5 protein-coding genes are annotated in these 12,920 nt (G+C 65.7%); 4 read left to right on the top strand and 1 reads right to left on the bottom strand.

The genetic code is table 11. The features are described from left to right. Positions 1-482: 482 nt before the first annotated feature. Genes dcuC through Q4F91_RS10265 form a run of 3 tightly spaced genes read left to right on the top strand, consistent with a single transcriptional unit; the run spans position 483 to position 4,225 of the window. Positions 483-1,748 carry a C4-dicarboxylate transporter DcuC gene (dcuC, locus tag Q4F91_RS10275; protein WP_303337397.1) on the top strand — a complete coding sequence of 422 codons (1,266 nt, stop codon included), beginning with the start codon at positions 483-485 and terminating at the stop codon, positions 1,746-1,748. Between the two features lie 35 nt (positions 1,749-1,783). Next, positions 1,784-2,791, top strand: coding sequence for an asparaginase (locus Q4F91_RS10270; RefSeq protein ID WP_303337395.1), 1,008 nt, complete (start codon positions 1,784-1,786; stop codon positions 2,789-2,791). Positions 2,792-2,818: 27 nt separating this feature from the next. Further along, a complete protein-coding gene (locus Q4F91_RS10265; RefSeq protein WP_303337393.1) occupies positions 2,819-4,225 on the top strand; it encodes an amidohydrolase family protein in 1,407 nt (468 codons plus the stop codon). Positions 4,226-4,316: 91 nt separating this feature from the next. On the opposite strand, the gene Q4F91_RS10260 is transcribed toward Q4F91_RS10265, so the two are convergent. Continuing rightward, positions 4,317-5,291 (bottom strand): LysR family transcriptional regulator, encoded by a 975-nt coding sequence (locus Q4F91_RS10260; protein WP_303337392.1) that lies wholly within the window; start codon positions 5,289-5,291, stop codon positions 4,317-4,319. Positions 5,292-5,677: 386 nt separating this feature from the next. Here Q4F91_RS10260 and Q4F91_RS10255 point away from each other — a divergent pair. Continuing rightward, the coding region (locus Q4F91_RS10255) for an ESPR-type extended signal peptide-containing protein (protein ID WP_303337390.1) at positions 5,678-12,920 on the top strand (7,243 nt) is incomplete at its 3' end.

Below are 12,920 nucleotides of genomic sequence, written 5' to 3'. Positions count from 1 at the left end.
GTCTAAGGTGTCTCAAGAAAGAGAGAAATCGATGTAGTTTGCGTTCGCCGTGCTGCGCAGCATCAGGCTGTTTTATCACCCCGGAATACTGAAAATCCCCTATTTCATTTGTCCGCAGCAGTTGTTCCGACGGCCTGTTTACGGTCCCTAACCTGCCGATCGTTCATTATAGGTAATTACCTATAGCATTCCTGAAACTCATTTGCACAGCGGAACCAATGGAAAAATATAGTTTTTCAAGCAGACGGCGTGCCAGATCCAATGACTCTTCCGCCAGCCGGCCGCTCCGTTCGGATTCGAATCATGAATTTTCGGAATGATGTCAATGACGAAATGTTCTTTCCTTTGTCCGGTCCCCGGGGCTGCTGTTACTTTCTGAAGCGTCCCCCTCGGACCCTGCCCGGCCCCTGATCCCAAACCCCGATAAAAACCTCCCCCTCCGACAATTCCGGGCAGCGAAACAAAACCAATGGAGAAACGCTATGCCTGTAACCGGCTGGATTGCAATACTTGTTGTCATCGGCATGATCTACCTGCTCGTCAAGCGCTGGGAGACGAGGCTCGTGCTCTTCGGCGCGGGCTTCATCCTCTGCTGCATCTCGCTTGACCCGATGGCGGGCCTCAATGCCTTCGCCAAGACCATGACCAACGCCTCGCTCATCATGGCGATCTGCGCGGCCACGGGCTTCGCGTACTGCATCACCTACACCGAGTGCGACCGCTCGCTCGTCTACTACCTCTCTCGCCCGATCCGCAACATCGGGCTGCTCCTCGTGCCGATCACGGCGATCATCACCTTCCTCATCAACATCGCCATTCCGTCGGCCGTGGGTGTGGGCGCGGTCGTGGGCACGACCTTCATCCCGCTCATGATCCGCGCGGGCATCAAGCCCGTCGCGGCGGCCGCCGCCGTGCTGATGGGCACGACCGGCTCGCTTCTCAGCCCCGGCCTCTCGCACAACGCCTACGTCTCCGAGATGGCCGGCATGACGATCGTTGACCTCATCAGCTACCACGCCGTCTACTCGGCCATGATCGGCATCGTGGGCGCCGTCGGTCTCGCGATCGTCACCTTCGTGCTCGGCGACCACAAGGGCGACGCGAGCGCCGTCACCGGCGCGGCCGGCAAGGACGAGAAGCCCTTCAAGCCGAGCGCCATCCGCGCGATCATCCCGGTCGTGCCGATCGTGCTGCTCCTCGTCTTCACCTTCTGGATCCCGAGCGTCAAGATGGGCGTCGCCCAGGCGATGCTGATCGGCACGATCCTCTGCGTGCTCGTGTGCCTCCCCGACCTGCAGAAGTACTCCAACCAGTTCTTCAAGGGCATGGGCGACAGCTACGGCTCGATCATGGGCATCATCATCGCCGCGGGCGTGCTCGCCGCCGGCCTCAAGGTCTCCGGCCTCGTCGACGGCCTGATCAGCATCATGGTGCAGTCGAACGAGATCGCCCAGTGGGGCGGCAGCTTCGGTCCCTTCATCCTCTCGGTGGTGATGGGCAGCGGCGACGCGGGCGCGCTCGCCTTCAACGGCGCCGTCACGCCGCACGCGCAGGAGTTCGGCATGGAGATCCACAAGCTCGGCTCGCTCGCCTTCCTCGCGGGCGCCGCCGGCCGCACGGCCTCCCCGATCGCGGGCATCACGATTCTCGTCGCGGGCATCGCGCAGGTGAACCCCTTTGACGTCGCGAAGCGCACCGCGGTCCCGATGCTCGTCGCGTGCTTCCTGCTCGCCATCTTCATGCGTTAACCTCAAGGATGACCCACCCCGGAGGCCGCACTGCCATGAAAACGATCCTGATGCTCACGACCGGCGGAACCATCGTCAGTTCCGGCGGCTCGGCGACCCAGATGACGGGCTACTCGATCGAGGGCGTCCGCGTCGAGGACGTGCTCGCGGCGGTCCCCGGGATCGGCGAAATCGCCCGGATCCGCCTCGTCCCCGTCGCCAACATCCCGTCGAGCGACATGAACTGGACGGTCTGGCTCGCGCTCGCCCGCACGATCGAGGCGGAGTGCCGCACGGGCGCCGTCGACGGCGTCGTCATCACGCACGGCACGGACACGATGGAGGAGACGGGCTTCGCGCTCAATCTGCTCCTCAAGACCGACATCCCCGTCGTGCTCACGGGCGCGATGCGCCCCTCGACCGCCGTGTCCGCGGACGGCCCCGTGAATCTCCTCGACGCGGTGACGGTCGCGGCCTCGGACGAGGCCCGCGGCGCCGGGGTCATGGTCGTCATGAACGGCCGCGTCTTCAGCGCCCGCGACGTGACGAAGACCATCACGACCGACGTCGACACGTTCGCCAGCCGGGACTTCGGGCCGCTCGGCTTCGTACTGGGCGGCCGGGCGGAGTTCTTCATGCGGAGCATCCGTCCGCACACCGTCGGCACGGAGTTCAGTCTCGCGGACCTTCCGGCCGCCGCGGACATGCCCCGCGTGGACGTGAGCTATGCCTACGGCGGCGATGACGGACTGATGATCCGCTCCGCCGTCGCCGCCGGCGCGAAAGGCATCATCTATGTCGGCACCGGACACGCCACTGTCTCCGCCCCGGCCGAGAAGGCCATTCTTGAGGCCCGGGCGCGCGGCATCGTCGTCATCCGCACGAGCCGCACGGGCGCGGGCCGGGTGCTTGAGGGCCTTGAGCGCTGGCAGCAGGCGGGCTTCATCCCCGCCGGCACGCTCAATCCGCAGAAGGCGCGCATCCTCGCGCAGCTCGCACTCCAGAAATTCGCAGACGCGGACGACCCCACGGGGGAGGTCCTGCGCTGCTTCCGAACCTACTGATACCCCGATAAAAGGAGACATCTGAAAATGTATGATCTGATTCTCAGGAACGCCCAGGTCGTCGATCCGCTGAACGGCGTCAACACCGTCGCCGACGTGGCGATCGAGGACGGGAAGATTGCCAAGGTCGAGAAGGAGATCGCCGGCCCCGCGAAGGCCGAGCGCGACTACACCGGCCTCGTGCTGCAGCCCGGCATCATCGACAGCCACGTGCACCTCGGCAGCATGTGGGGCTCGTACTACGGTCACCGCATGCTGGCGCTCAAGGGCGTGACGACCTGCCTCGACATGGCCGGTCCCATGGAGGACATCCTCGACAACGTCGACGAGTACGGCGCGGGCCTCAACGTCGCGATCCTTCAGTTCGCCTCCCCGCCCTTCACGTTCAAAAACTCCACCCCGTCCAAGGACGAGATGATCGCCTTGATCGACAAGTCCCTCGAGGACGGCGCGCTCGGCGTGAAGCTCCTGGGCGGCCACTATCCCCTCGACCCCGAGGTGTCCTCAACCCTCGTCGAGACCGCGCTCGAGCGCCGCGCCTACGTCGCCTGGCACGCCGGCACGACGAAGCACGGCTCCAACATCGAGGGCATGCAGGAAGCCGTCGAGATGGCCCGCGGGCGGCCCTTGCACCTCGCGCACATCAACGCCTACTGCCGCGGCGCGATTCACAACGAGATCGACGAGTGCCGCATCGCGATTGATCTGCTCGAGAAGAACCCGAACATCATGTGCGAGAGCTACATCTCGCCCAAGAACGGCACGCGCCTCACCTGCAGCCCGGACGGCACGATCCAGTCGAAGGTGACGGGCAACTGCCTCCGCCGCTTCGGCTTCTCCGAGGACCGCGAGGGCGTCCGTGCCTGCATCCTCGCCAAGAAGGCGTTCGTGGTCTACGACGCGGGCGGCTACTCCGACCTCTGCACGGGCGAGGAGGCGCTGAAGCTCTGGGAGGCCGCGAACTCCGACGTGGGCGGCAGCTTCAACGTCAACCCGCCGATCCCGCGCATCAACCTCGCGCAGGCGAAGCGAAAGACGGGCGAGTTCGTGGTCGACGCCATCTCCACCGACGGCGGCTGCATCCCGCGCAACGTGATCCTCGAGCTCGGCCTCTCGCTCGTGAAGCTCGACGTGCTCACGCTCCCCGAGTTCGTGCAGAAGACCTCGCTCAACCCGGCCCGCATGCTCCGTCTCTACAACAAGGGGCATCTCTCCGTCGGGGCCGACGCCGACATCACGGTCTACGACTTCGCCCGCCAGGTGCCGGTCGCGGCCTATGTCGCGGGCTCGCCGATCCTCGAGAACGGCGAGGTGGTCGGGAAGAAGGCCAACATCGTCTGCACCGGGAAGGGCGCCGACGCGATCGCGAAGCGCGGTCTCAAATCGATCGTCGTCGACCCGGGCGAGCAGATCCAGCGTCTGAAGGCGCTCTGATCCGCCGCACGTTCTGACTGACAGTCACCGCGGGCGTCCTGATGAAAACCGGGGCGCCCGTTTTCTTTGCCCGGTCTTCCCGCCCGGGCCCTCAGCGGTCGAGGACGCGGAACTTCCCCGCGACCCAGGGCGCGAACTTCTCGATCTCGGGGATGGTGCAGCTGCGGATGAAGTCCGAGCTGATGTCGCGGATCACCTCCGCCTCGCTGATGAACTCCCCTCTGCGGCCCATGATGAAGACCTCGCGCGTGAGCACGGGCTTCTGCATCTCCACGACGCCGAGCTCGGGGAGCATCGTGATGTTCTGCAGGATGGACGTGGGGCGTGTGAAGGCCCATCCCATCCCTTCGGCGACGAGCTTCAGCATCAGGGAGTTGGTGTCGACGACGAGGTGCTCGGGGAAGTTGAATCCGTTCGAGCGGAGGAAGAGGTCGTTCAGTTTCCCCGCGCCGCTCTCGTTCCAGTAGCTGATGAGGGGCAGCCCGCAGAACCTCAGGTCCTCCCAGGTCCAGACGGGCTTCGTCGCCGCGAGCGCCCGCGGGAGGACGAGGATGCTCGGCTCCTCCATGAGCTTCGTGCGGTAGATCTGCTGCGACTCCATCGAGATGTCGTTCGAGATGATGACGTCGAGCTTTCGCTCGATCAGGCGCTGCATGAGCACGTTCGCGCTCGCCGTGATGAGGAGGATCTGGGAGAGCGTGGGGGAGAGGCGCCGGACGATCTCGACCCCGACGGTGGTCGAGAGCGACTCGAGGATGCCGAGCCTCAGCACGGGGCGGATCGAGTTGTTGCTTCTCACCTCGGAGAGGATCTTCGAGAACTCGCCGGTGACCTCGCGCAGGTACGTGTGGAGCACCTTCGCCTCGGGCGTGAGCACGAGCGGCCGGCGGCTGCGGTCGAAGAGCTCGAAGCCCACCTCGGCCTCCATCGCGAGGATCGCCTTCGAGACGGCGGACTGGGTCATGCCGAGGGCCTTCGCGACCTCGGAGAAGTTCCTCAGGTCGCAGCACATCATGAAGATCTGCGGGTTCTTGCTCAGAAGCGCCGTCTGAATTTTCCGGGTCATTCTCGCGTCTCCGTGGGGGTGAGGCGGACGGAGGGGCCGGCCGCCGCGGGACGCGGAAAAGTATAGCGGGCGCGCCGCCCCGGCCTCCGCACGGGCGATCTTATCCTTCTGCGACTCTGACACAACACTCCCGGCGCGGGCGTCCTGACGAAAATGAGGACGCCCGTTCTGTTTACGGCGAACCTCAGGCGGCCGGCGGAAGTCGCGCTCCCCGGGGGACGTTTTGACATCAACGGCCCGGCGGCGTACTTTTAGGGTGGGGTTGTTCGGACAGCGAAAACTGAGCGTCCCCCCTGAACCGAACGATCCCCAGCAGGCGCGCAGGCCGCAGACCGTGACCCGCCGCCCGTCAAGACTTCCCTCACTTGACAAAAGAGGCCTCCGCCATGAACAGAACATTCAAGGTCATTTACTCGAAGACACGCCGCGCGCTGATGGCCGTGAACGAACTCACATCGTCCGTGCAGGCAAAGGGCACGAAGACCGTGACCGCGGCCGCGGCGGCCGTGCTGCTGACGGCGGCGGGCACGGGGGACGCTCTTGCGGAAAAGTCATCCGTCACACTGACGAACACCACCGAGGGGCTCACGATCAGCTCCGGCATCGGCTACTTCTCCGGAACGACGACGATCGGCGGGAACCTCACCCTCGCGGGCAGCTCGGGCGGCATCTCCGAAGAGACCTATCCGGAGCTGCAGGACTCGGGCAAAGCCTCGACGCTCAACGTGAGCGGAAACCTCGCCGTCGGCGGCACGGATCTGACCTACGGCATCATCTACCTGAATGAAGGCTCGGTCATCAACGTGAGCGGCGGCATGACCGTGAGCGGATCGGGCGCCGCCGTGACGCTTGAGAGCGGAAGCTCCATCGCCGTCAGCGGAACCCTCGCGATCGACTCGACGCCCACGGGCAACGCCTACGCGAGTTCCGACTATCAGGCCGGTGTCAGCATCTACAGCGGCTCGTCGATCTCGGCCTCCGGCTTCTCCGTCGGGAGCGCCGCCTCGGTTGCGGTCGGCTCGGGCTCCAAGCTCACCGCAACAGGTTCTGGCAACAGCACCGTCGCCGGAACGGTGACGCTCCAGGACGACGGCGCCCTCGTCGCCTCCGCCGGAACCATCACGCTCACCGGGACGCTCTCGATGAGCGACTCGTCCTCGGTCCAGTCCTCGCTCATTATCTCCGGCAATGGATCGCTCACCGTTCTGTCGGGCGCCTCAGGGTCGGTGACATCGCTCACCACCACTGACGCCGCCTCCGGGGCGGTCTCGATCGCGGACACGGCGACCCTCACGGTGAGCTCGGGCGGCGCCGTCACGCTCGCCGCCGGCACGGTGACCCTCTCGGGCGGAATCCTCGCCCTCTATGCCTCGAGCCTCACGAGCTCGGGCTCAAGCGTCGCCTCGGGCGCCGTCACGGGAAGCGGAACGGTCTCCGTGACCGGGCTCTCGGGCATCAGCGGCTCGCGTGTCTCGGACACCCAGTATTCAACACTTTCGAACATCAGCTCGATCGCGGCCACAGGTTCAGAGGTCACCGTGACCACTGACGCCGGCGACAACCTTTCAGATCTTCTTTCCTCGCTGTACATCACGCTCGACTACCCGACGTGGGTCGCCGCGGGCGAAAACAGAACCGATGCGTCGGGGAAGATCATGACGAACGTCTCCGGCACCGTCACCACAACCCAGCTCGGAACTGACAGCAAATACGGCACCTGGGGCACGGCGGAGCTTGCGAGCGATGAGACGACGCTCAAGATCGGCGAGTCGACGTCCCTCACCCTCAACCAGGCCAACGAGAACGGGCTCTTCATCGCGCAGAGCGGCGGAACGGCCGTCGCCGACGCGGAGCTCGCGAGCGGCGCCTCGCTCACGGTCGTCGGAACGGGCAAGATCGGGAACGTGACCAGCAGTTCCACGAGCACCGACATCTCGACCACTGCGACCCCCACGCTCACCATCACCGGGAGCGGCACCACGACGTCAGAGGTCACGACCGGGAGCCTCGGCACGGTGACGAAGAACGCGTCCGGCAACTACTCGAGCAGCGGAGCGCTTGGGCAGGTCGTCGTCTCGGGCGACGTGTCGGTCACGACAAGCGGGGATCTGAGCACCATCAACTACACGCTCGGCGAGAGCGGCGCCTCCTCGGGCCCGTCACACAGCCTCTCGGGCGACGCGTCCGTCTACACGGGCATCGTTCAGGGCGGGTCGAGCTTCACCTCGACCGCGGCCTCGGGCACCTGGATCTTCCTCACGGTGAAGGACTCCGGGACGAGCTTCACGGCCGAGCAAAACCTTGTGATCGGACAGACCCTGACCGTCGCGAGCGGCGCCTCGGTGCTTGTCAAGGGGACGACATCCTCCAGCGACAGCAGCACCAGTTCCATCGTGCTGAGCGGCGGCTCCTCCTTCGGCTATGACGCATCAGGAAGCGGCACAGGCGGAGCAGTCGCCATCTCGGGCAGCGTGACGGTGGGCAGCTCGGGCTGGACGAACACGAGCACGGAAACCTCTCAGCCGGCCGACACCAGCGGCTCGAAGTTCTATGCCGAGTCGGTCAGTCTCGGCGGGAACCTCCAGATGTACGGAGCCGCGGACTCGCACTCCACCTTCATCACCTCCGGCGACACCAGCGTCGGCGGCTATATCCGCATTGAGAACAGCGACGCCTCTGTAGGCGGATCGCTCTCGGGCGGCGCGACAACCGTCACCTCGGGCACCCTCACGGTGAACGGCTCCGGGGGAGCGACGCTCGACTCGCTCACCCTGAGCGGGTCCGCTTTCAGCGGTGCCTCGGGGAACGTCACCGTCAAGTACTCCGGCAGCTTCAACAGCGGCTCCACGTACTGGGCGTCCGGAACCTCAAGCTTCGGAGAGCTCGTCGTCAGCGGGGGGTCCACCTTCGGCTATGACGCATCAGGAAACAGCACCGGCGGCGCGCTCGTCACAACACCGACTTACTACTCGGTGGTAGTAGGCCAGTACCATCGTTACTCAGGCGACGTCACGGTCAGTGACTCGGGCTCGAAGCTCTGGGCGACGACGGCCGGCATCTCGGGAACGCTCACCGTTCAGAACTCGGGCGCGTTCACGACCTCGGGCGGCACCACTGCCAATGACGTGGTCGTCAGCGGCGGAGGATCGGCGACGATTGGCGGCGCGCTTGTCACCGCGTCGGCCACGTATGACCTTGGAGGCAAAACGGTGAGTCACTCCGGCAGCGTCTCGGTCAGTGACTCGGGTTCGTCGCTCAAGGCAGACAGCGCCAGCATCGCCGGAAGCCTCACCGTTCAGAACGGCGCCGTCTACGGAACCTCGGGCGACACAACGGTCACGGGCTCGGTCACCGTCTCCGGTGCCTCAGCGACGGTGGGCGGCGCGCTCTCGGGCGGCGAGACCTCCGTCAGCTCCGGCTGGCTCGTGGTGAACGGCTCGGGAGCCACGCTCGATTCGCTCTCCCTCGAGTCGTCGGGCACGTTCACTGCCTCGTACTCCTCCGGAACCGTGACGGTCTCCGGAGCGATCAAACTCTCGGGCGGCTCGGTCTACTCGGCGGGCGGCACGACAAGCGGAGGCTCTCTCTCCGTCGATTCCCGCTCTGAATTCACCTCCACCGGGGATCTCACCGTCACAAACGGCATCACGGTGAGCGGCGACGGCTCAGTCCAGGCGCTCTCGAACCTCTCGGGCGGTGCGACTTCCGTCACCGCGGGCTCGCTCTCGGTCTCCGGCACGACGACCCTTTCATCTCTCGAGCTCTCGTCCGGAAGCACGTTCTCGGGCTCGGGAGCGGTCACGGTCACTGACTCGATCAAACTCTCGGACAGCTCGGTCTACATGACGAGCGGCACGACTTCCGCGGGCTCGCTCTCCGTTCTCTCGAGTTCGATCTTCATCTCAAGCGGGAACCTCACCGTCACGAACGACATCACGGTGAGCGGCGGAACGGTCCAGACGCTCGCGAACCTCTCGGGCGGCGCGGCCTCCGTCACCTCGGGCTCGCTCTCGGTCTCCGGCACGACGACCCTTTCGTCTCTCAGTCTCTCGAGCAGCAGCCTGACGAGCAACGGGGCGAGCGGCGTCACCGTCACCGGCTCGGTGACCCTTGCGTCCGGTTCGAACTACTACGCATCCGGTGCCTCTGAGCTCGGCGACCTCACCGTCTCCGGCGGCTCGACCTTCGGCTGGAGCGGCGATTCAAATGTCAGCGGCAGTCTCAGAACCGTCTCCGGCAGCGGCGCCTCGGGCAGCGTCACCGTAAGTGACTCGGGCTCGAAGCTCTGGGCGACGACCGCCGAGATCGCCGGGAACCTCACCGTTCAGAACAATGCCGTCTACGAAACCTCGAGCGACACAACGGTCAAGGGCTCGGTCACCGTCTCCGGGGCAGAGGCGACGGTGGGCGGCGCGCTCTCGGGCGGCGAAACCTCCGTCAACTCCGGCTGGCTCGTGGTGAACGGCTCCGGAGCCACGCTCGATTCGCTCGTCCTCACCTCGGGCACGTTCACGACCTCCGGAACGGTCACGGTCTCGGGGAGCGGCGTCTTCAGCTCGGGCTCTAAATACTACGCATCCGGTGCCTCGCAGTTCGGCGACCTCACCGTCTCGAGCGGCTCCACTTTCGGCTGGAGCGGTGATTCAACGGTCGGCGGCAGTCTCAAAACCGTCTCCGGCAGCGGCGCCTCGGGCAGCGTTCGGGTGACTGACTCGGGCTCGAAGCTCTGGGCGACGACCGCCGAGATCGCCGGGAACCTCACCGTTCAGAACAATGCCGTCTACGAAACCTCGAGCGACACAACGGTCAAGGGCTCGGTCACCGTCTCCGGGGCAGAGGCGACGGTGGGCGGCGCGCTCTCGGGCGGCGAAACCTCCGTCAACTCCGGCTGGCTCGTGGTGAACGGCTCCGGAGCCACGCTCGATTCGCTCGTCCTCACCTCGGGCACGTTCACGACCTCCGGAACGGTCACGGTCTCGGGGAGCGGCGTCTTCAGCTCGGGCTCGAACTACTACGCATCCGGGGCCTCGCAGTTCGGTGACCTCACCGTCTCCAGCGGCTCAACCTTCGGCTGGAGCGGCAGTTCCGCTTCCAGCGGCAGTCTGACCGTCTCCGGCAGCGGCGCCTCGGGCAGCGTCACCGTAAGTGACTCGGGCTCGAAGCTCTGGGCGACGACCGCCGAGATCGCCGGGAACCTCACCGTTCAGAACAATGCCGTCTACGAAACCTCGAGCGACACAACGGTCAAGGGCTCGGTCACCGTCTCCGGAGCAAAAGCGACGGTGGGCGGCGCGCTCTCGGGCGGCGCGGCCTCCGTCACCTCAGGTTCGCTCACGGTCGCCGGCACGACAACCCTTTCGTCTCTCAATCTCTCGAGCGGCAGCCTTGTGAGCACCGGTGAGAGCGGCGTCACCGTCACAGGCTCGGTGACCCTTGAGTCGGGTTCGAATTACTACGCAGCCGGCGATTCGCAGCTCGGCGACCTCACCGTCTCGGGCGGCTCGACCTTCGGCTGGAGCGACAGTTCCGCTTCCAGCGGCAGTCTCACGACCGTCTCCGGCAGCGGTGCCTCGGGCAGCGTCACCGTCAGTGACTCGGGCTCGAAGCTATGGGCGACGACCGCCGACATCGCCGGTGACCTCACCATTCAGAACGGTGCGGTCTACGAAACCTCCGACTACACGAAGGTCTCGGGTTCAGTCACCGTCTCCGGGGCAGAGGCGACGGTGGGCGGCGCGCTCTCGGGCGGCGCGACTTCCGTCACCGCGGGCACGCTCACAGTGAGCGGGACAACGACGAACCTCGCGTCCCTCGCCCTCACCTCGGGCACGTTCACGACCTCTGGAACGGTCACGGTCTCGGGGAGCGGCGTCTTCAGCTCGAGTTCGGTGTACTGGACATCCTCCTCCTCGCAGTTCGGCGACCTCTCCGTCTCGGGCGGCTCCACCTTCGGCTGGAGCGGAGGTTCCGCGACCGGCGGCACCCTCAAGACTGTCTCCGACAGCGGTGCCTCGGGCAGCGTCACCGTAAGTGACTCGGGCTCGAAGCTGTGGGCGACGACCGCCGAAATCGCCGGCAGCCTCAGCGTTGAGAACGGCGCGGTCTACGAAACCTCCGGCTACACAACAGTCACGGGGTCGGTCACCGTCTCCGGAGCAGAGGCGACGGTGGGCGGCATGCTCACGGCCGCCTCCGCCTCGGTCACCTCGGGTTCGCTCACGGTGAGCGGAACGAATACGCTCGCCTCCATCGAGCTTGCGGACGGCGACTTCACGAGCACCGGCTCCGGAACCGTGACGGTCACCGGCGCGATCAGCCTTAAGAACGGCTCGAACTATTCGGCGAGCGGAGCGACAAGCGGAGGCTCTCTCTCCGTTGAGTCGTCACAATTCACTTCCTCCGGGAATCTCACCATCGCGAACGGCATCACGGTGAGCGGCGGCTCAGTCCAGGCGCTTGCGGATCTTTCGGGCGGCGAAACCTCCGTAACCTCGGGCTCGCTCTCGGTCTCCGGCACGACGAACCTTTCGTCTCTCAAGCTCTCGAGCGGCAGCCTTGTGAGCACCGGTGAGAGCGGCGTCACCGTCACAGGCTCGGTGACCCTTGAGTCGGGTTCGAATTACTACGCAGCCGGCGATTCGCAGCTCGGCGACCTCACCGTCTCGGGCGGCTCGACCTTCGGCTGGAGCGACAGTTCCGCTTCCAGCGGCAGTCTCACGACCGTCTCCGGCAGCGGTGCCTCGGGCAGCGTCACCGTCAGTGACTCGGGCTCGAAGCTGTGGGCGACGACCGCCGACATCGCGGGCAGCCTCAGCGTTGAGAACGGCGCGGTCTACGAAACCTCCGGCTACACAACAGTCACGGGGTCGGTCACCGTCTCCGGAGCAGAGGCGACGGTGGGCGGCATGCTCACGGCCGCCTCCGCCTCGGTCACCTCGGGCTCTCTCACGGTGAGCGGAACGAAGACGCTCGAGTCCATAACGCTTGTGTCGGGCAGCTTCACAAGCATCGGCTCGGGAACGGTGTCCGTCACGAAGGCGATCAGCCTCTCGAACAGTTCCGTCTACACTGCGAACGGCTCGACCTCCGCGGACGCTCTCTCCGTCCTCTCGAGCTCCAGGTTCACCACGGCCGGAGACCTCACCGTCACGAACGACATCACAGTGAGCAGCGGAACGGTCACTGTGAAAGGCACGCTCTCGGGCGGCTCGACTTCCGTCACCTCGGGCTCGCTCACGGTCGCCGGCACGACAACCCTTTCGTCTCTCAATCTCTCGAGCGGCAGCCTTGTGAGCACCGGTGAGAGCGGCGTCACCGTCACAGGCTCGGTGAGCCTCGCGTCCGGTTCGAACTACTACGCATCCGGCGCCTCGCAGCTCGGCGACCTCACCGTCTCCAGCGGCTCCACCTTCGGCTGGAGCGGAGGTTCCGCGAACGGCGGCAGTCTCAAGACCGTCTCCGGCAGCGGCGCCTCGGGCAACGTCCTGGTGACCGGCTCAGGCTCGAAGCTCTGGGCGACGACCGCCGACATCGCAGGCAGCCTCAACGTTGAGATCGGCGCGGTCTACGAAACTTCCGGCTACACAACAGTCACGGGGTCGGTCACCGTCTCCGGAGCAGAGGCGACGG

The sequence above is a fragment of the Sutterella sp. genome (assembly GCF_030539355.1).
Lineage (GTDB): Bacteria > Pseudomonadota > Gammaproteobacteria > Burkholderiales > Burkholderiaceae_F > Sutterella.
The sequence above is the reverse complement of the archived record's forward strand: the minus strand, read 5'-3'. Positions and strand labels throughout refer to the sequence as shown.